General features: G+C 54.7%; 14 protein-coding genes. 7 read left to right on the top strand and 7 right to left on the bottom strand.

Annotation, left to right across the window (positions count from 1 at the left end; all coding sequences use genetic code 11):
- Positions 1–210: 210 nt before the first annotated feature.
- Positions 211–942: an ABC transporter permease gene (locus SH528x_RS03815; protein WP_442509207.1), complete on the top strand. Its 732-nt coding sequence runs from the start codon at positions 211–213 to the stop codon at positions 940–942.
- Between the two features lie 54 nt (positions 943–996).
- Positions 997–2,298, top strand: a complete 1,302-nt coding sequence (locus SH528x_RS03810; RefSeq protein ID WP_442509206.1) for a PQQ-binding-like beta-propeller repeat protein — start codon at positions 997–999, stop codon at positions 2,296–2,298.
- Between the two features lie 118 nt (positions 2,299–2,416).
- Here the strand turns inward: SH528x_RS03810 and SH528x_RS03805 are convergent, their stop codons facing one another.
- A complete protein-coding gene (locus SH528x_RS03805; RefSeq protein ID WP_372724332.1) occupies positions 2,417–2,863 on the bottom strand; it encodes an RbsD/FucU family protein in 447 nt (148 codons plus the stop codon).
- Positions 2,864–2,989: 126 nt separating this feature from the next.
- Between SH528x_RS03805 and SH528x_RS03800 the strand changes: the two genes are divergently transcribed.
- Complete coding sequence (locus tag SH528x_RS03800; protein WP_442509205.1) at positions 2,990–4,204, top strand: site-2 protease family protein; 1,215 nt, start codon at positions 2,990–2,992, stop codon at positions 4,202–4,204.
- Between the two features lie 209 nt (positions 4,205–4,413).
- Here SH528x_RS03800 and SH528x_RS03795 read toward each other — a convergent pair whose 3' ends face one another.
- Entirely contained in the window at positions 4,414–5,247 is an 834-nt protein-coding gene (locus tag SH528x_RS03795) for a class I SAM-dependent methyltransferase (RefSeq protein ID WP_442509204.1), read from the bottom strand.
- Between the two features lie 189 nt (positions 5,248–5,436).
- Between SH528x_RS03795 and gap the strand changes: the two genes are divergently transcribed.
- Entirely contained in the window at positions 5,437–6,432 is a 996-nt protein-coding gene (gene gap, locus SH528x_RS03790; protein ID WP_442509203.1) for a type I glyceraldehyde-3-phosphate dehydrogenase, read from the top strand.
- Positions 6,433–6,681: 249 nt separating this feature from the next.
- On the opposite strand, the gene SH528x_RS03785 is transcribed toward gap, so the two are convergent.
- Both SH528x_RS03785 and SH528x_RS03780 read right to left on the bottom strand, forming a co-directional pair.
- A complete protein-coding gene (locus tag SH528x_RS03785) occupies positions 6,682–8,694 on the bottom strand; it encodes an ATP-dependent helicase (protein WP_442509202.1) in 2,013 nt (670 codons plus the stop codon).
- Positions 8,695–8,832: 138 nt separating this feature from the next.
- Positions 8,833–9,465: a hypothetical protein gene (locus tag SH528x_RS03780; RefSeq protein ID WP_442509201.1), complete on the bottom strand. Its 633-nt coding sequence runs from the start codon at positions 9,463–9,465 to the stop codon at positions 8,833–8,835.
- A gap of 218 nt (positions 9,466–9,683) precedes the next feature.
- On the opposite strand from SH528x_RS03780, the gene SH528x_RS03775 reads away from it, so the two are divergent.
- From SH528x_RS03775 to tyrS, 3 genes are read left to right on the top strand one after another with little or no spacing between them, the layout of a single operon-like run.
- On the top strand, positions 9,684–10,880 hold the full coding sequence (locus SH528x_RS03775) for a Gfo/Idh/MocA family protein (RefSeq protein WP_442509200.1): 1,197 nt from the start codon (positions 9,684–9,686) through the stop codon (positions 10,878–10,880).
- A gap of 4 nt (positions 10,881–10,884) precedes the next feature.
- On the top strand, positions 10,885–11,598 hold the full coding sequence (gene ispD / locus SH528x_RS03770; RefSeq protein ID WP_442509199.1) for a 2-C-methyl-D-erythritol 4-phosphate cytidylyltransferase: 714 nt from the start codon (positions 10,885–10,887) through the stop codon (positions 11,596–11,598).
- A gap of 25 nt (positions 11,599–11,623) precedes the next feature.
- Positions 11,624–12,907, top strand: coding sequence for a tyrosine--tRNA ligase (gene tyrS / locus SH528x_RS03765; RefSeq protein ID WP_442509198.1), 1,284 nt, complete (start codon positions 11,624–11,626; stop codon positions 12,905–12,907).
- Between the two features lie 285 nt (positions 12,908–13,192).
- Here the strand turns inward: tyrS and SH528x_RS03760 are convergent, their stop codons facing one another.
- The 3 genes from SH528x_RS03760 to SH528x_RS03750 all read right to left on the bottom strand — a co-directional run bounded on the left by SH528x_RS03760 (position 13,193) and on the right by SH528x_RS03750 (position 21,738).
- Positions 13,193–18,451, bottom strand: a complete 5,259-nt coding sequence (locus tag SH528x_RS03760; protein ID WP_442509197.1) for a DNA repair ATPase — start codon at positions 18,449–18,451, stop codon at positions 13,193–13,195.
- Between the two features lie 462 nt (positions 18,452–18,913).
- Positions 18,914–20,998 carry an SPFH domain-containing protein gene (locus tag SH528x_RS03755; RefSeq protein WP_442512075.1) on the bottom strand — a complete coding sequence of 695 codons (2,085 nt, stop codon included), beginning with the start codon at positions 20,996–20,998 and terminating at the stop codon, positions 18,914–18,916.
- Between the two features lie 50 nt (positions 20,999–21,048).
- The gene (locus SH528x_RS03750; RefSeq protein WP_442509196.1) at positions 21,049–21,738 is read right to left on the bottom strand and encodes a DUF1449 domain-containing protein; all 690 of its coding nucleotides are present in this window, start codon (positions 21,736–21,738) and stop codon (positions 21,049–21,051) included.
- Positions 21,739–21,834: the final 96 nt, after the last annotated feature.

Here is a 21,834-nt window from a genome sequence, read left to right as displayed (position 1 = left end):
CAAAATGCGGGATAGGCTTCCCTCGTAGCGAAAGTCGCGAAGACTTTCGTCCGCTCGTGCCCCTCCCCGAAACTCTTGGCGAGTTTCGCTACGAGAAGGCGAGTTTCGCTACGAGAAGACGCCGCTACCATCGTCAACGCTCTAGAAATGGATACGATGGGCAAAATTCTTTTCGCTGCTTTCGCTTACTCGTAACCATTGCCCTGATCCATGACCGACGTCATACCACTGCATCGATTGGCGTTTGCGTTATTGCCGGTCGTGCTCGTCCTTGCACTGATGATTCGCTGGTCGCTGGGGTTTCGAGCGGCCATGATCGGAGTGATCCGCATGGTCTTGCAACTGGCGTTGGTCGGTTATCTGCTGGGTTACATTTTCAGCACCGACACATCGCTTGTTGTGATTGTGGTGTTTACAGCGATGCTGATTGCGGCCAGCTGGATCTCGCTTCGATCCATTCCACGCGACCGCGCTAGGAACTTTCGCTTCTCGTTTTTGGCGATCTTGCTTGGCGCCGGATCGACGTTCCTGGTGATGACGCAAATTGTGCTTGGGTTGGATCCATGGTTTGCCCCGCGTGTTTTCATTCCGCTGGCGGGAATGACGCTTTCCAGTAGTATGAATTCCGTCAGTTTGGCGGCGGAACGCTATTATGCCGAATCACAGCGAGGATCTACAGATTTGGAAGCTCGCGAAGTTGCCTTGAAAGCGGCGTTCATTCCGATCACCAACTCGCTGTATGCGGTCGGCATTGTTTCAATTCCCGGAATGATGACGGGTCAGGTATTGGCAGGGGTCTCGCCCCTGATTGCCGCACGCTATCAAATTATGGTGATGTGCATGATCTTTGGTTCTGCCGGACTTTCCGCAGCATTTTTCCTGTGGCTGATCGGTCGCTCCGAAAGTCATCCTAAACTAAGCGAAGAAAACTCAGTCGTCTAAGCGTTTGCCTTTTCCGCTGCCCATTCATTTTCCTTCACACTTCCAGGAAACACCATGCGTGCGTTCTCTCTTTCCAGCATCGTGCTGATCTCGGCCGTCTGTGTGACGACCGCCGCTGTCGGCGAAGATTGGCCTCAGTGGCGAGGCACTCAGCGTGACGCGGTGCTCCGGGAAACGGGGCTCATCAAAGAATTACCCACTGGGAAATTGCAACGCAAATGGTCGGTCCCGATCGGTGCCGGTTACAGCGGCCCGACGATCGCCGAAGGACGCGTTTACGTAACTGACCATGGCGCCGGTGACGAAGAAATGGAAGTCGAACGCGTCTTGTGCTTCGATGCCAAATCAGGCAAAGAGCTGTGGAAGCACACCTACGATGTCAATTACACGATCAGCTATCGCGCAGGACCGCGGGCCAGTGTGACCGTCGATGATGGCAAGGCCTATTCGGTCGGCGCGATGGGCAATTTCTTTTGCTTTGACGCCGCCACGGGCGACATTCTTTGGAAGCGTGATCTGGCGACCGACTACAACGCTCGTATGCCGATTTGGGGCATCACCACCGCGCCGATCATTTATCACGACACCGTGATCCAAATTGCCGCCGGCGAAAAAGACGCTTGTGTCGTTGCAATGGATCGCACCACGGGCAAGGAAGTGTGGCATGCTTTGGATGAACGCGCCGGCTACAGTTCGCCAATCTTAATCAAACAAGGCGACCAAGACGTTTTGGTATGTTGGACCGGTGAGTCCGTGAGCGGATTGAACCCAGCCAATGGCAAAGTGTTTTGGAGTATCGCGATGCTGCCGCGAAACATGCCGATCGGCGTTCCGACGCCTGTGGTTCAGGATGACAAGCTGTTTGTTTCGTCGTTTTATGACGGCTCGATGCTGATTCGTTTAGATCAGGACAAACCCGCAGCCAAAAAACTGTGGCACCGAGTGGGCATTGACGAAAAGAATACCGACGCCCTTCACTGCATGATCAGCAACCCGTTTATCAAAGGCGACTACATCTACGGGGTCGACAGCTATGGTGAGATGCGATGCTTGGACATGGCCAGCGGCGACCGTGTTTGGGAAGACCAGAACGCGGTCAACCGTGCTCGCTGGGCAACGATTCACACGATCCGTCACGGCGAATCCGAAATCATGCTGAACGAGCAAGGAGAGTTGATCTTTGCAACGGTTGCTCCCGATGGCTATCACGAGCACTCGCGAACAAACCTGATCTCGCCGACACGCGAGCAACTCAATCGACGTGACGGCGTTGTCTGGTCCGCCCCCGCCATCGCCAACGGGTTCATCTATGCCCGCAACGACAAGGAACTCGTTTGTGCGTCGCTACTGCCGTAGGATCGTCGTTGATCGCTCTGCGATCAAAAGATTGTCGTTGACCGCTCCGCGGTCATTACGCTGTGATGGAATGAGACGGTCGAAACGTTATGATCGCAGGAGCGATCAACGACAATCGCTAATCCATACGCACGCCAACGGTCAACAAAATGTTGGCGTAGCGTTGTTGGTCGGCGGTTTGGATCGTTAGCACGTGATCATTCGTGGAAACGGCTTCGTAGAACGCCCATTTATCGACAGGTTGGATTTCCAGATCGAGCCCCTCGTTTTTGATCGTTTTGCGGTAATCTTCCCATACGGGTGGGTCGCCATCCAAGGCGTACGGTCCGCTCGTTTCGGTCTGCATCGTCTGAATCGCCTCGACCGGGATCGCCGACAACAGGGCTTCGAGTACTTGGTCACAGGTGGGCACACCCGGCATCAAATTCAGACTGACCAGTTCAGCTCGCGGGCCTCGTTTGCTGGCAGCCGGATAATTGCCATCGGCGATCAAAATCGAGCTGTGGTGTCCCGCAGCAGCAATAATCGCGGTGATTTGCGGATGGATGAGTTTGTGTCGAAGCATAGATCTACACGCTCTAAACGAGGTTCAAGACGGGGGTAGGGATGAAATCAACTTATTTCGCTACGATACCTGATAGCGAGTGATGACAATTATGCCAGAAACCAGATTCGTTGTAACGGAGCCAATGTGTTAGAGCGCCGATTAAAGCTAGGCCGATTCCTCGGCATTGGGGTCTACGTGCATTGGACGTTTGGCTTGCTGATGGCCTACGTTGCCTACGAAACCCAATCGCAGGGTTTAGTGGGCATTGCGTTTGGAATGGCACAGCTATTTGCCGTCTTTTTCTGCGTGACACTACACGAATACGGGCACGCTTTGGCGGCTCGCAAATTCGGAATTCCCACGATCGATATCACGCTGCTGCCGATTGGCGGGGTGGCTCGATTGCAGCGGATGCCCCGCATCGCTTGGCAAGAATTAGTGGTGGCGGTGGCGGGTCCAGCCGTCAATGTTGTGATCGCCTCGCTGCTGTTAGTCGGGTTTTACCTGTTTGGCGGCGTTGAAATCCTGGTCGAAATCTTTCATGCGTTTGTGGGGCCCGTGGAAACGGTGGCGACCGCGCAGGCGAGTGGGGAATTGGCCAGTGGAGAATTGGCCGAAGTGGAAATGTCCGCCGACCCGTCGTTTCTGGGGTTCTCTGTGATCCTGTTGGCGGTGAACATTATGTTGGTCGTATTCAACATGATCCCAGCCTTTCCGATGGACGGCGGTCGTGTGTTGCGAAGTTTATTGGCGATGGTGACTAACTACCGCCGAGCCACCTTTCTCGCCTCACGCATCGGGATCGCATGTGCGATGATGATGGCGATGGCGGGAATTTACGCCCAGGCACCGGGGCCGGTCTTGGTGGCGATGTTCATTGCTTATGCTGGCATCTCCGAAGCTCGCCAAGTCGAGATGATGGAATCGGTGCGTGGTTTGAGCGTTTCCAACGTCATGACCCATTGTCACAATTCGATTCCCATGGATGCGACGCTTGATGAAGCCGCCCATCGCTGGCAATCGATCGACACGACAAGTTTGCCAGTCACAGCCCAGGGCGACATCGTGATTGGCGTGCTAAGACTCAAAGATTTATTGACGGCCATTGAGTCCGACACGAACTCATTTGCGACAGTCGGAGAGATTACGGATCACAACGCATCGTTTGCACGCGAATTCGAATCGCTCGAAAACGCCATCCTTCGCAGCGGAGGCCAATACCGGCAAATTCCCGTCGTCAATTCTGATGGCTGTCTCGTCGGCTGTCTCGATATGGACTCGATGATGACGCGTGGTTCATTACGCAAACATCTGGCCAGTCGCGCACCGGTGGTCGACCGGTTTGATGCCGTGACGTAGGTCGATTTTAGATCGCTCGCGGCGCAAGCGGACTGTGGATTTAGTGAGCCGCTCGCGCGTGAGCGGCCGGGTTCCACGTATTACCGGTGCCTTACGTTACCCGGTGCCTTACGGCCCACGGCTCACCACGCTATTTACATTTTGATTAAATCAACAGCCCGCACGCCGCCCGGTTGCGCGGCGTTACCCGAGGCCTTACGGCCAACGGCTCACGCGTTGGCACTGCGATTTTCGGCGACGACGATAAAGCCGCCCACGGGACTGCGGGTTCCGGAGACGATCGAGGCTCCGTCGATCGAGAGCGAATGAAACTGGGCGATGCCCCACTGCGTGGCTTGCAAATCGGCCATCAATTCGCGTTTGGAGAATCGATGCATAAACATCTTTTCGAGTCCGCGGTACTGGTAAACGCTGTCGCCAAACTCATGATCCGATTGCAATCGCGATTTGATCCACGATCGAACCAACGATCGCCACCCGGCGGGTTCTCGCAGTGCGGACCAGCGATTGTGCACATGCAGCACCAATTGTCCTCCGGTGCGGACAATGCGAGCGGCATGTTGAAGCATTTGCCTGCGGTTTTTGCGTCCCTGGATCATCCCCAGCGTGCTGAACAGACAAACCGCGTGATCAATCGACTGGTCGGCAAAACAGTCCAATTGGACCAAATTGGCACGGATCGCGTGGATCCGTCCCTGCAACTCTTGCTGCGAGGCTTTTGCCATCATCACTTCGAGCATCCGCTGGCTCAGATCGACCCCGACGACTCGGTAGCCTCGACTGGCTATTTCCATAGCCACCCGCCCGCTTCCGCAGCCTAAATCGACAATCGAAGTCAGGCTTAGCGAGGAATCATCCGATAAAGTGCCAGGAAAGACTTCTTTCAAAATCGACTGGTCCAGGGCACAAAGCGGAGTATCCGCCACAAACGCATCATAATGGTCCGCGATCGACCGCTCGTTCACATAACTCCACGTTCCCGTAGAAACGCCGATCGGGCGACGCCAGTCTGGCGGTCGCGTGGTTTTCGGGGGCTGGTTCAAAGGGCTACCGGGTTCCTATAATTCGCGGCGTGATCGTGATTGAAAGTGGCTTGTGTTTTGCCACTGGACCACGAAATGTTTCGAGCAACGAATTGCTCGAGTGACAATCAGCTTACCGTAATAGACGGTTTATTCGAGGCCAGCCAGTGATCCTGGTTCGGCTCCATCAACTTGAGGAGAAATAGGACAGTGGCAATACGAGTTGGAATTAACGGCTTCGGCCGAATCGGACGTATGGTCTTTCGTGCATCAGTGACTCGCGATGATATCGAAGTCGTAGGCATCAACGACCTTCTCGATGTTGATTACTTGGCATACATGCTGAAGTACGACTCGGTCCACGGACCTTTCGAAGGCGAAGTGTCGACCGAAAACGGAATGCTTGTCGTTAACGGCAAGAAGATCCGCATCACCGCTGAAACCAATCCTGCGAACCTGAAGTGGGGCGACGTCAAAGCCGACGTGGTTGTAGAATCGACCGGTATCTTCTTGACCGCCGAGTCGGCCAAAGGCCACATCGATGCAGGTGCTAAGAAGGTTGTCATGTCGGCTCCGTCCAAAGACGACACCAAGATGTTTGTCATGGGCGTCAACGACGACAGCTACGACGGCGAACAATTTGTCTCCAACGCTTCGTGCACGACCAACTGCTTGGCTCCGATCGCCAAGGTGCTCAACGACAGCTTCGGTATCAAGCGTGGTTTGATGACCACCGTTCACGCGGCAACCGCAACCCAAAAAACCGTCGACGGTCCTTCGACCAAAGATTGGCGTGGTGGTCGTGGTATCCTGGAAAACATCATTCCTTCGAGCACCGGTGCTGCTAAGGCCGTTGGCAAGGTTATCCCTGAGCTCAACGGTAAGTTGACCGGGATGGCTTTCCGCGTTCCAACTTCGGACGTTTCGGTTGTCGACTTGACCGTCGAACTCGAAAAGGAAGCTACCTACGAAGACATCTGTGCTGCAATGAAAGCCGCAGCCGATGGCCCGATGAAGGGCGTCCTCGGTTACACCACCGACAAAGTTGTTTCCACCGACTTCCGCGGCGAAACCCGCACTTCGGTATTCGACGCCGACGCTGGCATCCAACTCGATAAAACCTTCGTCAAAGTCGTAGCATGGTACGACAACGAATGGGGTTACTCGAACAAGGTCCTCGACCTCGTTGCTAAGATCTCGAAGTAAAACTTTCGCAGATCGCTAAACAAACAAGAAGGCTCGAAGCATCACGCTTCGGGCCTTTTTTTGTAAATGTGGGATAGGCTTCCACATAGCGAAAGTCGCGAAGACTTTTGTCCTCCATTTTCCCGGCCGAAACTCTTCGCGAGTTTCGCTACGACAATCGCATTTCGCGATGACAGGCTGGAAGCCTATCCCACACCTCAGCCGAAACTCTTGGCGAGTTTCGCTACGAAGAGACCTTGCTGCCTCGCTCTAACGCAATGACGAAACGGGGCGTGGCTTCCGATACTTATTAGGGTTCGCTGCCTTGCCCGTGATCTCGTACAGAAATTGACTTGGAATCGTCGGACGAGGTTTCCCCCATTTGCGGCGAGTCAGTGCCATCGACATCGTCAATGTTTCTTGGGCTCGCGTGATTCCGACGTAACACAAACGACGTTCCTCGGCGATGTCTTCCTCGCGACCACTCTTCACACTGCGGCTATGCGGCAGAATCCCTTCTTCCAAACCAACCATAAAGACGACCGGGAACTCGAGTCCCTTGGCTGCGTGTAACGTCAGCAACCAGACGGAATTCTTCAGCGCCATCTTGTCCTTTTCGTTCCCCATCTCGCGGCCGGCGAGCGCCGTCTCGGCGAGGAATCCGGTCAAATCAGCCTCTTCGGTTTTGTCTTCAAAGGCCGCGACCGCATTGGTCAAATCGCCAATCGATGCCATCCGGGCATCGCGTTCTTCAGGGTTGTCGTACAAGCGAGCGATCTCGTCGGCATACGCCGTTCGCTCGAGCAGCGTACGCACAGCATCGGTAAGAGAATCATTCTTGGCTCGCAGGCGGACATCGTCGGCCATCTGAGCAAGCTCGCTGATGCCACGTCGCGCGCTCGGCGACAAATCTTGAACCGCCGCATTGTCCTGCATCACTTGCCACACCGGCACTCCACGCTCGACCGCGCGTTTGACCAACAATTGCACCGTTTTATTACTCAAGCCACGGGCGGGCGTATTGATCACACGCAGCAGCGAGATCTCGTCATCTGGCTGCTCGATCCATTTCAAATAGGCAATCAAGTCACGGATTTCACGACGATCAAAAAACGATTGGCTCCCCATCATCACATAAGGAACGTCGTGCTTGCGAAGCTCGGTTTCAAACAATCGTGGCTGCTCGTTGGTGCGAAACAGGATCGCAATGTCACGCGGCTGGATGTGCTGGTTATCGATCAGATTTTTGATCTCACGAACCACCATCTCGGCTTCGACCGTTTCATCCTTGTGCTGCAAAATGCGGGGTCGGCGGCCATCAGGACGACTAGGAACCAAGATCTTGTCGTGCCGGACGGTGTTGTATTGGATCAGCGTGTTGGCCATCCCCAAAATCGCTCCCGTGCTGCGGTAATTGTCTTCGAGACAAACCACCTTTGCGTCAGGCCAATCTTTGGTGAAGTTCAAAATGTGCGTGACGTCGGCACCTCGCCATGCATAGATCGATTGATCATCGTCACCTACCACGCAGAAATTACGATGCACCTGCGTCAGTGCCCTCGTAATACGATACTGGCTGCCGTTGGTGTCTTGGTATTCGTCGACCAGCACGTGATCAAACTTCGACGCTTCCTCTTCACGAATCGCATCGTGCTCGAGAAACAGCGATTCGGTTTGCAGCAACAGATCGTCAAAATCCATCGCTCCCCGCGCCCGCAACGCATTTTGGTAGCGTCGGTAACCCGAAGCCGCAAAATGTTCTTTGTCAGTCGAGGCAATCGACATCGCCTCTTCGGGATGAATCGACTGGTTTTTCCAGCCGCCGATGATCGACAACATGTCGCCCGGTTTCAGTGCGGTACCGGATAAACGCAACTCACGCAGGATATTACGGGCAATCGACTCTTGGTCGCTGCGGTCGTAGATCGAAAACTTGTCGGGATAACCAAGCGCCCTGGCGTGACGCCGCAGGATCCGCACGCACAACGAGTGGAACGTGCTGATCGTCGGCTTGGGCTCTTGCGGTTCGCCTTTGCGAGGTTTGCGTTTTTTCTTGGTGCCGATCAGCTCGCCGATCCGCTCCTGCATCTCGCCCGCAGCTTTATTGGTAAACGTCATCGCAAGAATGCGATCCGGCGGCGTCCCATTCCGAATCAAATTGGCGATCCGGAATGTCACCACCCGCGTTTTGCCAGTTCCAGCACCTGCCAGCACCAGCATGGGCCCAGACAACGTTTCAACTGCGGCAGCCTGAGCCGGGTTAAGTCCGTGGCTCACATTCATTCCGTTTGATCAAGGTAACGTTTCACTGCTAAAAATCAAAAACGGATCCCATGGCCCTTGCCGAGTGCGATCCGTTTTCATCCGATAAGGTCCCAGCGCGTGTGCCCGGGACTGAATTAGAAAGGTTTGAGGCCTTTTTTAACGAAGGGCATCTCGGTCGACGAGTGGGTTAGCCGATCCGGTCGCAATCAGCACCATTGCAGCCATTTGCGGTTGGTTCGAGTTGACCAATTGGCGATTGAACGGGATTCCGTAGCAGGCATAGTTGCCCGTCGCGGTGTCCAATACGTACACGACCGAGGGAGCCGCAGGTCGATTGCTGGCCCGCGGGAAATCGGCCATCCCGGTGACCATCATGTACGAGCCCCCTTTTCCGCCGCTGGCAAGTGCATCGGCGACATTGACGCTAAAACTGGCCATAAATCGACCAACTCGTGGGTAAATCACGGTGCACTGCAGCAACCCCGAGTTGTGGTCTAGCACGAACAGCCCTTCCGCATCTTCGCTGATCGGCCCGGTCGCCATCGAAAACTTTTCGCTGTAAACCGACGATGTGGCGTCGATTTTCGGAAACGTCACGTGGGTCTCGGACGATGATTTCCCCGCAAAATAGGCGAGGGCGGACACTCCGACGAGCGAAACCGCCAGCAAAAGCATGCCCAAATAGCCTTTGCCAGCACAGCAACGCCCCTCATGGGTGGCAAGAACTGGCAACGGTTGGTCGATCGAGTTTGATTCGGGAAAATCAATGCTCACGTTATGATCGGACATTGTATTTTTGCTCCAGCGAGGTGGCGTTTGACGAGATTTGGTGACTTCCAGGGAATTGTACGCGCTGGCGATCGACTTTACGATTGCCTTCTTAGCGAGATTCGGAACAGATTCTTCTGGCCCGACTTCTTCTGACCCGCGTCTAGTTTACAGTATCGGGCGTCAGCACGATCAACTGAAAATGCTTCCCCACCCCGCTAATTCAAGGACAAACAACCATGGGCATTAATTCTCCATTAAATCGCAAACTTCGCATGGGGCTTGTCGGGGGCGGCCAGGGGTCATTTATCGGACGTGTTCACTCGATCGCCGCTTGCTTGGACAATCGCGCCGTCGTGACCGCCGGAGCCCTTTCAAGCAACCCCGAACGCAGCAAGGCATCCGCCCCCGATTACGATATCGATCCGGCGCGGGCCTATGGCAGCTATTCCGAGATGTTCGAGGCAGAATTGAAGCTGCCCGAGGACGAACGTATCGACTTCGTCAGCGTCACCACCCCCAACCACACCCACTTTGATATCGCCAAAGCAGCGGTCGAAGCCGGATTTAATGTCGTTTGCGACAAACCGATGACGTTTGACCTCGGTCAAGCCGAAACGCTGCTGGAAACGGTCAAGAACAGCAACGTGGTGTTTGCCGTCACCCACAACTACACCGGCTATCCGATGATCCGCCAAGCTCGCGAGATGATCCTTAATGGTGAATTGGGCGAGATCAACGCGATCCGTTCACAATACATCCAAGGCTGGCTCCGCACCTCGTTGGAAGCCGAAGACCAAAAACAAGCGGCCTGGCGAACCGACCCCACTAAGAGTGGTGCGGCGGGTGCGTTTGGTGACATCGCGACGCACGCCTACAACCTCGGTCGCTACATGACCGGGCTGCTGCCTGATTCGGTCAGCTGTTCGCTGAAATCGTTTGTCGAAGGCCGACGATTGGACGACTACGGCACCGCCGTCATCCGCTACGAAAACGGCGGACTCGGAACAGTCACGGCGTCGCAAATCAGCCACGGGCGTGAAAACGATTTCGAAATTGAAATCGATGGCACCAAAGGCTCACTGCGTTGGCGCCAAGAAAACCCCAACGAGATGATCGTTCGCCGCAATGGCAGCCCGCATCAAATCTATACGCGTGATCCAAACGGATCGCACACCAACGCAGCCGGTGCTGCGGCGTGCCGCCTGCCTGCGGGTCATCCCGAAGCATTCTTCGAAGCGTTCGCCAACATCTACGTTGCCGTGTTCGATGCGATTGCGAAACGTTCCGAAGGCGGTCCCGTCGAGAAACGCGACACTGTCTATCCGAACGTTTTTGACGGCGTCGAAGGCATGTATTTCATCCAACAATGTGTCGACAGCAACTCGCAAAACTCGGCTTGGTTGCCACTGAAGCACGAAGCTGCGCGACGCTAACAGCATGAACGATCCTCACCAAACCGAATTGGCGGCCGGCTGTATTGCCGCCGTATTGCCTGCGGCCGGCAGCGGCCAGCGGTTTGGTAGCGATCGCAATAAACTTTTCGTCATGCTGAGCGGCAAACCGATTTGGTTTCATGCCGCGTCGCGGTTAGCGGCTCGCCCCGAAGTGGGCCGCATCGTGATGGCAATTTCGGAACAAGACGAAGCCGATTTTCGCGGCCCGTTTGCCGAACTCGTCAACGAACTGCGAATCGAATTGGTGCGTGGCGGTGACGAGCGTAGCGACAGCGTTCGCGCAGGCTTGGATGCCGTCGCCGATGACACGTCGATTGAATTAATCGCGATCCATGATGCGGCACGGCCGCTGGTTCGCGATGCTGATTTGGCTGCCGTATTTGCCAAGGCCGCCGAGACCGGTGCCGCGATCCTGGCGGCACCCGTTACGGCAACTCTGAAACGCACACTCAACGACGGCAACGCGTCACTGACCGTCGATCGCAGCGAACTTTATAGCGCCCTGACGCCTCAAGTATTTCGCGTCGACGTGCTTCGCCGCGCGTACGATCGACACCGCGGACGCCCTGCGACCGACGACGCTCAATTGGTCGAGCGTATCGGGCATCCGGTGGCGCTGGTGCACGGATCGGCCGACAACCTAAAAATCACTCACCCCGAAGACCTCCTCATCGCCGAAGCCATCTTGGCCCGCTGAAAAACCTAACTCGCTCAAACTTATTATGACTGCAACGAACTTAATCGAAGAACTTCGCTGGCGTGGCCTGATCCACCAAACGACCGACGAAGTCGAACTGGGCAAACTACTGCAATCCGGCCCGCAAACGATCTACATCGGTTTCGATCCCACCGCCTCTAGCTTGCACGTGGGACACCTGATGCAGGTGATGATGCTGCGTCGATTCCAACGTGCCGGGCATCGACCGATCGCGTTGGTGGGCGGGGCGACCGGGATGATTGGCGACCCCAGCGGCAAGAGCGAAGAACGCAATTTGCTGACCGCCGAACAACTGCAAGCCAACGTCGATGGCGTGGCGGAACAGATGAAACAATTCCTTAACTTCAGTGGCGACCAAGGCGCCTTGCTGCTGAACAACTTCGAGTGGATGAAGTCGTACTCGTACCTCGAATTCTTGCGAGACGTCGGCAAGAATTTCCCAGTGGGTGCAATGATGGGCAAAGAATCGATCCGCTCGCGACTCGATAGCGAAGCGGGACTTAGCTACACCGAGTTCAGCTACATGCTGTTGCAAGCGTATGACTTTGTGCAGCTCAGTCGCGAACACGGCTGCAAAATCCAGGCGGGCGGCAGCGACCAGTGGGGCAACATCACCGCCGGCATCGATCTCGGTCGCCGCATGCTCGGAGAGCAACTGTTTGGTTTGACCGCGCCGCTGTTGACGACCAGCGATGGTCGCAAGATGGGCAAGACCGAAAAGGGAGCGATCTGGTTGGACCCCGAACGCACCAGCCCGTACGAGTTCTTTCAGTACTGGGTCAATGTCGAAGACGCTGACGTGATGCGCTGCATCGCTTACTTGACCGAAATCGAGCGAGAAGAGTACGACGAGTTAGCGGCTCAAACCGAAGCGGACGCCGGCAAGCGTGTCGCACAGAAACGACTCGCCACCTGGATGACCGAACTCGTTCATGGCGAACAAGGACTCGAGTCCGCTGAACGTGCGACGAAGATTTTGTTTGGCGGTGAAATTGAAAAGGCGTCCGACGCCCAGCTCAGCCAAATCTTTGCCGACGTCCCCAGCACCGAAGCCGAGCGAAGTGCTTTAAGTGGCGAAGGTTGGTGGATCGTCGAAGCACTGCAAGCGTCCGGATTGACGACCAGTAGCAGTGACGCGCGACGTGCGATCAAAGAAGGGAGCATCTATTTGAACAACCGCCGCGTCGGGGATATGAACCATCGACTCAGCGAAGAGGACTTGGCCAGCGAGACGGTCACAGTGCTACGACGCGGCAAACGCAAGTACGCACTGATCCGCTTTAGCTAAGGCGTGTTTTCGTGATCATCAGACTCGTAGCGACGGTCGTGCTTGAGCCGACGGCGCTAGCGGGTTATTGATTTAGTGAGCCGCTCGCGCGTGAGCGGCCGGGTTCCACGCATTACCCGGTGCCTTACGGCCCACGGCTCACCAATGCGATTTATATTTCGACTGATTCAACAAGCGTTAGACCAATGCCATCTACTTTGGCGTTAAACATTTTTTTTAGCGGTGGGCCGCGAGCGATAATAAAGTGGATGGCGTTGAGGTAACGCCTCCGGTCACAACCAGAGCTTACTGCGGTGGAGTAATATTCCGGTCGCCGGGCTCGATCACCGACTCCATTTGCTGGTAGTTTTTCAGCATCGCTTCGAGCTGTGATCTCAGCTTCTCTAAGTCGCGGCCATTTTCGAGCGACTCGCTCAAAATTGGACGCAGCCATTCTTGCATCAAATGGAATTGGCCTTTGACAAGATCCGCTAACACGCGCGGCACCTTGTGCTGGACCAAGACTTTCTGGTCCGGCGGCGATGCAGCCTGCTGCTCGCTGATTCGTTCCAAATTCTTGCTTGTTGCGTGTAGCGTTTCGGACAGCTGAGACGCCGACGCGGTCACACTCTGACGCAGCAGATCCATCCGAGCATCCATTCGCTCCTCCGATCCATCACTGCCCACCGCGATCGCACGCGAGATGACTTGGCGGATTGATTCCAGCCCGTCTCGCATCGCACCGAGTTGACGCATCAACTGGCCCGCTTGATCTTCGCTATCCATTCCCTGCATGCGAACGCTTTCGACGAACGCATACTTGATCGAATCCCAACGCTCTTTCTCATCCGTCGTCAAAATCCCCATCAACTCTTTGAACTTCAGCACATTCGCTTCGTTGTCCGTCGTCAACGTTTGCGCGTCCTGTTCGTAATTGCTGATGATCAGCGTTTGCAATTCCTTCTCATTCATCACACCTGCCACTCGCTCGGCGATGCGATTCATGTTTCGGTAACTACCTTGCAACTTAAACGGTGGTTCGGTTCGGTAGGAATCCGCCTGCGCCGCACTGCGAATGTAGGCGCGATTGACCTTCAGCACGACATCGCGAACTCGCAACAATTTACGCACGACCTCGTACATCTCGCGGACTTGATCCATCGACAAATTGCTTTCCAGCTCAATGCCTTCGACTGAATCACGCTCTGCGGCGCGAATGATTGCTCGCGAATCTTCTACGGGAACCGTCGACAGCGGCGCAAGTGTGCGATTGCTGGTCAAGCAGTTTTCCAAGTAGCTCATCTCGAACGCGTCAGCCGAATCGCCGATAATCTCGCCCAGGTTATAAACATCGGCGCGGTTGGAAAGCATGTCCGGAATCTGGAAGCGGTCACCGCTCTCGGTATACGGGTTGCCCGCCATCACGACGGCGACACGTCGGCCGCGCAGATCGTACGTGCGAGTCTTGCCATTGCGAACGCCTTCGATCTTACGCGTCGCGTCACACAACGAGATAAATTTCTGTAACAGTTCGGGGTGCGTGTGCTGGATATCATCCAGGTACAGCATCACGTTGTCACCCATTTCGAGTGCCAAGTTGAGCCGCTCGATCTCTTCGCGTGCCGCCGCATTCGGAGCTTCCGCAGGATCAAGCGACGTCACACCGTGGCCGATCGCCGGTCCATTGATCTTCATAAAGACAATACCGAGCCGATTGGCGATATATTCCATCAACGTCGTCTTGCCGTAACCCGGTGGCGAGATCAACAGCAGCAATCCCATCCGATCGGTTCGTTTGTCGGCACCAGCCGAGCCCATTTGTTTCGCTAGATTGTCGCCAATCAGTGGCAAGTAGACTTCGTCCAGCAATCGGTTGCGGACAAAGCTGGTCAGCACACGTGGCTTAAACTCTTCCAACCGCATATCGTCTCGGGCCGCGTCAACCAATCGCGTTTTTGTTTCATGCAATCGCTCAAACCGAGGAACAACGTCACCGCGATAGCCGCGGACGCGGTTGAGCAGTTCGTGATAGTGCAGCGTCATAACGCCTTTTTCGATCCGCGGATGAGCCCCCGCCATCGAGTCGAGTCGTTTTGCGACCGCTGCGTCGGCAACCGACATCGACTCGGTACCGCCACATTGGATTAGCCAGGCAAGTTCATCCAAATAAAACGAAGCCGGATCCAACTCGTCCGGATTTGCATGCGATTGCAAAAAGGCCTCGGCCCAATTTCGAGCCAAGATAAAGCTCGCGACGGGATCGGATTGATTGTTTTTGAGCGAACCTTCGAGCAACTTTTGACGATCCGATTCTGGCAACGTTTCCACGAACGCGTGATGCAGATCGGCAGCCCGTTTGCTGGCGGTATTTTGCCGTCCCTTTGCGACCAATTGATCGAACAAATAATCCGCGATCCGTTCCTCATTCACACTGGCCGGAAAGATCGGTGCCCATTGCGATCGGTCCAATGACGCAAGCTCGGCAAGCCGTTGACGAAACTGAATCGCAGGCTTCGCGTGCGGATACGCTTTAGCAAGTTTTGCAAATCCACCGATCCACTCAGTCATCGCCTTGTTCTGTTTGGCGTCGAGAGTCTTGGTGAACCACAATAACGATGCAGCTCGAACCGATGGCGAGTGACGCAGTAAACCAATCGTTTGATTCATTTCCAACAGCGTCGACAAAATCCGAACTGCGTCCCCATCGTGCACGCCTTTGGAGTAGCCTTCGCTAAACCGACCCGCCAGCTGAGTTTGCATCCATTTCAAGTCGATCGATTTTGGATCAATCGCGTTTGCCGACGACGTTGTGAGCGATTCAAACAAATCGACAGCCAAATACTCGCTGCGATAAACGTCCGCATTTTCGCTGATCAGTTCTTGGTTCCAAAGATCTTTGGCCGCCGTGAGCGCCTCGTCGCGAAGCGGCTCAAAAAACTGAGTCCCCGTCAAATGCAGACAAATCTCGCCGCCGCGAAGCACGGTGGTCAGATCCAATGGCTGCGTATTGACGGCAAATCGGTGTTGGCCCAGCCGAATTACGTCGCCGCCGTCTTCGTAAAGATCCTGGCGATCTTTGAGCTGCCGCGATGCATCTTCGCGAATCGTCTTCAACCGGCTGTGCAGATCTTCCACACGGACAGCATCGTCGAGGTCACCGAGTTGCTCGATGATGTCGCGTACCTTTTCGACCATCAAGTCGCCAGCGAAATAGGCGGCGATTTCGTCGCTCGATTCCATCGACCGGACGCGAGAATCGATGCCTTTTAAGATCCGGTCTGCGGCAGATGACAACGACTCGGCACGTCGGTTGCGTTTTTCAGTCAGCTGGACTTTTCGCGATTCGAACGCCGCGTAAACATCTTCGCGTCGCTGAGCCAATTGGACGATAAACTCGTCAAATTCCGCGAACCGTCCCTCCAGCTCCTCCAATTGGACCATCACCTTGGTCAAGTACTCGTCACACTTGGCGGCCGAGTCGATGACATCCAAATAGCCTGCGGTGGTTTGCTGAAGCAGTTTCAATTGCGAGGCAAATTCGGCTTGCCCTTCGACGCTGACCAATTCGCTAACGCGTGCCTTCAGCGAACTACGGACGCGGTTCAATGAAGCAAACACGTTACCGATAGCGTCGATGATTTCAGTTCGCTTTGTCGAGTCGTCAATCCGCAAATTGCTGACAGTCTCGGTCAGCAGTTCCAACTGACTAGCCGATTTGTCGATCGTCTCGCCTAGCTTCTTTGCCTCGGCCACCGTTTGCACTTGGCCCACTGCCTCGCCTGCGTCGGTCACTTGGTCCTGATAGGGATCGAGTGCGCCGGGAGTAAGCAGGAAATCGACACAGCGGCGACTGAGCCGTTCGGCACGTTCGGCGGTGGTCTTTTCGAGTGTCTCGACCAAATCAAGATCGACGTATCGCAACTCTTTCAGGGCAAGGGCATGCCCACGTTGTTGTCGCAATTTGGCAAGAAAATCAACGAAGTTTTCAATCGACTCGAACCGTCCACGCTCGATCTCTTTGACGAGTGTTTCGACATTCTGCTGCACTTGATTGGTTTGCGCCAGCGTATCGCGACGAACACGAACAACCTTCTCAAACTCTTCGACCGCAGCTGAGGCGGCTTCGCGGATTTTCTGCAACGGTTCTGAAAGCTTTTCGGTCTCGGGTTTGTCGATCCAGAAATAACTGTCTAAAACGTCCGATGCTTTTTTGACGAGGTCGACGTATAGCCCGTCGTAGCTGTCGTCCTTATCGATCAATTGCAGCAGTTCACTGCACTCGGCCATCCCACCGACAATTTCTTTGTTGCCAATTTTGAACAGTAGCGAATCGGTTTGATTTTCCGGAACGTGGTCGACACTGGTGAACGGAGTCTGCCAGACCTGGATCGCATGGTGTTTTTGTGGTTGGTCTTGCGTCTTGAAACAGACCATCTCGCCGGCATCAAACAGAGTTTGGCCGTTGCAAACCAATGGGGTGTCGACGGATTGCCGAATCAGGTTATAGCGAAGCTGGACGTAGGTGCCCGATTCATTGTTGTAAAACAGATACAGATAGTCTTCGCCGTTGGCCGCCGCGATGGTGCGTTGATAACGCATGTCGCCCAGCCCATGGTCAAACCGTTTGCATTGGCCGGTTTGTAAGTAATAGCCGCCTGGAAAAATCAAACCTTGGTCGCCGGGCAGCATCACACAAGAATGCTCGATTTCATCGAGACGAATTGCTTGCTGGATTTTGCCGTTGAAGACGATATAGCGAGTCTTGTCTTCCTGGTACGGACGCACTTTCATCAGCACAAGATTGCCAACGATGGCGTAATGAATCTCGGCGTCATCAAGCTTTTGGTCGTGATGATCAACCGGTTCGGCATAGATACCTTCGCCCGAATCGGTGTTATTTTCGACCTTGACGGTCAAATCGCCGCCAACGGTTTCGATGAAGACGCGGTCTTCGATCGAGATGTGAGGGTGAGCACCATAGTGATGCTGATCGCGTGTGGTTCGTTTCCAAGTGAACTCGTGTTGCTGCGGATCACGAACCTCATGCTCGCTGCGGTTGTCGAGATATTCGATCGAATTGGGAGTCACTCGCCATTTGAAACTCTTGATGTCACGGTGGCTCTTACCGACTCGAAACACCATATGCAGCATCGGCCCGACGCGAAAGAAACGGGCGAATGCGGTCCCTTTGTAGAACCGATACAGTTCGTGAAAGTCGTTGGTGAACCGCTTGTCACCGATCAGCTCGAGTGATTCTTGATGGAATTGGTTGTCGGCAAAACGGTAAACAGAGAAGACATCGGCGAGTTCGATTTCGGTTTTCAATCCGAACTGAACGTTATAGCCGAACAGAAACTTGTCACCGACCGAGATCAGGTCACGAGGCACACAGTTGTGATCAGTCGTCACACGTTCGGTGGTGATCAAACGCGTTTCGATATTGCCAAAGACCTCCGCCCGTGTTTCGTTCAGCTTGGCAAGACGCGCACGCAGATCCGACGACGCATCGCGAAGCCGATTGCGAAGCACCTCATAAGTTCCGGCAGCAAGTTGTGTGTCGGTCATAGGTGAAGATCAAGAAGTCATGGATAAGTTCGGGTTTATTGCGTTTGGCAAAGGGTGGTGGGCTAGTTCAGGCCCAACGGGCCGGCGATATATCAGTCCAGGGCAACGCCGTGGGGTTGGCATGATCCGTCGTCGCTACTCCCGAGAGACGTGTGATTTACTACTTGTGATTTCAATGAGGGCTGAGTGAATGTAGGGTGGGTCAAGTTCGCGAGGTGACTGGTGGGTCGTCGCAAAACCGACGACCTCCACCCAACAACTGATTTTGATTCAAACCTTCAATCGCGAACGCCGACCCACCACACACATGGTTTTGTTTGACCCACCCTACATCAACTATGATTTTTTCCTGAATCCCTCAAAACCTGGGGCTTACGCCGCCAGGTTACCTTGTTTCGCCGGCGATGCGGCTGGACCAACCAGGGCGTTGCCCTGGGCTGACATGGGCCCGTCCCGTCGGGACTACGCTTTGCCTTTCCTCGTTTTGCTGTCCGCTGGGATCGCGGGGGTTAGGACGCGACTTGCTTTCTGGTCGGCGACGTTCGCGGTCCCGACGACGCCTAGCAAACTGGTCAGTTGCGAGCGAACATCATCGGTCTTCGCCAAGCCCATCATCTTCGCGATCAACGCCGCGATCGACAAATCTTTCACCGAGTCAGCGTCGATATTGAACTGCTTCATCAGTTCGCCCAGCTGATCCCGAAAGTAATCGGCGTTGCCGTCAAAGAACGTGTCCTTGATGTCGGTCGCCACGCGGCTGTTGTAGACAAAACGGTCGATCGCTTTGCCTCCCTTGACCGCATTGGTAATCTGCTCGAAGAACTCGCCGTCGCCGCCGACAATGTCGATCCGCGCGGCTCGCAAGGCTTCGCCCATGACGCCCGCTTGGCTTTCGGCAATGCCGCGTTGAGCATTGATCGCTGCGATCTCGACATCCTTTTCTTTCTCGAGCTTCAGCTTGAACTCTTCATGTTCCTTGCCGACGCTGTCGAGTTGTTTCATCGCTTCGGCTTTCTCGGTAATCCCGGTAGCCTCGCTGTGATACTTCTCGCGTGACACGTTCGCTTCGGCCAAACCTTGTTTCTCGATCGCTTGGGCCTTGGCTTCGATTCCCTTGGCTTCGGCGACGGCTTTCTTTTCGAGCACGATCGCTTCGGCACTGCCTTCTTTTTCCAAGCTGGTCGCTTTGGCTTCTTGCACGGTCGCTTCGGCCAATCCCGATGCAGCCGCAGTCGCAGCGTCCGCTTCGGCAAGCATTTTCTTAGCCGCCGTGTCTTTCTCGGCCGCATCGCGACGTGCTTCGGCTTCGATGCGGATCTTTTCCGCAAGCAGCGTGCTTGAATCCTTTTCCGCTTGAGCCTGTTTCGTGATGCGAATCAATTCTTCTTCGCCTCTCATCTCGGCCGCAGTCACTTGGACTCGCTTCAGCCGGTCGGCTGCCGCGATCTCTTCGGTGTCTTTGATTCGTTCTTTCTCTTCGACCACGGCTCGCTCGACCGCAACGCGTTCGCGAATCACCTCTTGAATGTTGCGTTTCTCGATCTCGATCGCCTTCTCTTTCTCAACCTCGGCGACCCCGACCACTCGCAATCGCTCGGTCATTTCCAAATCGCGGTCGCGATTGACACGCTCCAACTCGACCGCGTCGGTCTTTTCCTTGTTCCGCTGTGCGACCAAGATTTGACGCGACTTGTTTTCTTCGGCAACGCCCAGTTCCTCTTCGGTTGCAATCCGAGCTCGCTCGGATTCGAGCCGTTGCTCTTCACGCACCTTGGCGGCCGAGGCTTGTTCACGCGACGTGATCTCAGCAATCTCGCGTTTCTGCTTCTCAACCGCTTCGACGCGTTGGCGTTCGAGTTCCAGGATGGTTTCTTCCGCTTCGACGTCCTGCTTCTTGAGCGTCTTTTCTTTATCACGAGTGAATTGGTTCTCTTTGACCTTTTCCATCGAGGTCAGTTCGGTGATCTTTTTGATCCCCTCGGCGTCCAAAATGTTGTGCGGACTGAGCATCTGCAATGGCGTTTGCTCGAGATAATCGATCGCCGCGTCGTCCAAACGGTAGCCGTTCAAATCGGTGCCGATCACCTTCAAAATTTCTTCTTTGAACTTGTCGCGTTGGTCATACAGGTCAACAAAATCGAACTGCTTACCGACCGTTTTCAGAGCTTCACTGAATTTTGCGTCAAACAATTCGCGAAGGGTTTCCAGTTCGCTACATCGCTTTGCACCGATCGACTGAGCCACCTCTCGCATTTCTTCGTCGGTTTTATCAACCCGAATAAAGAATGCCACTTTAATGTCGGCTCGAATGTTGTCTTTACAGATCAAACCCTCGCTGCCTTGGCGATGGATTTCGAAGCTTTTGAGTGTCAAATCCATGAACTCGTAGCGATGAAACATCGGCACGATGAATTTGCCGCCGGCGGTGGTCACGTCAAGTCCACCGAGTCCGGATTTAACGATTGCGCGGTCAGGACCGACGACGATGTAGTACTGTTTGAACGTCACCAGCAATGCGATGAACGCGATCAAAACGAAGTACAACATTAACATTGGACCCGAGGTCCAATTGATTTCCGAGATCAATAACAAGGAGGTCACGATGCGGTCTCCGATGGCAGATTAGTGACGATGTAGATGCGTTTCTGTTTTTCAAATCCGACGATACGAACCTCGGTCCCTTTCGGGATGTGAGCTCCGTCGGTGCGAACATTCAGTAGTAGTGGGGCTGCGTTGGTACGAAATTTGGCTTGTCCAAATTCCGGTGTCGCTTCGCTGGTGGTGATTTCACAGGTGCCGCCGACCATGCGACTTTCGTCGTACGAGGGCGGATCGACAAAGTAACCTAGCATCGGCTGCGTGATTGCCTTGGTAATTCCGGTGGCAATCACAAAATTGCGGATCGACAACAGGATGCTGGGCAGCCAATCCGGGGAATAACGGGCCGAATCGAAGCTGTGCCAAAGCCAATACGAGATTCCCCAGAACGCGACCGAGAAGATCCCGCCCCACAGCACAATGGGAATCCGTCCAAAATTGCTCCAGCGAACTGCCGCCCCGCCAAGTCCCTGTAACAAGTCCGCATCGACCGAGATCATTTCGCCGTCAGGCAAATCGACGCCAACGTCGGGAACATCCAAATCGACGTCAGGAACGTCAAAACCGAAATCAACCAACCCAATAATCGCCAGGATCGTGTAGGCAACCAACATACAAATCAGGATGGATGCCGGCCACAATGGGCCTACAAACATGCGGTTGGTGAGATCGATAATCGAGTCCGACACGGGGTCGAGCCTCCGAAAAGGGGTGGATAAGGTCGGTACAGCTTAGTTGCAGGGCCTCAACCTCGCAGAACCAGGGCGCAAGGCAAGCAATATTCC

It is taken from the genome of Novipirellula methanifontis (assembly GCF_052161655.1).
GTDB lineage: Bacteria > Planctomycetota > Planctomycetia > Pirellulales > Pirellulaceae > Novipirellula.
Note: the sequence above shows the minus strand (reverse complement) of the source record. Positions and strands in the feature narration are given on the sequence as shown.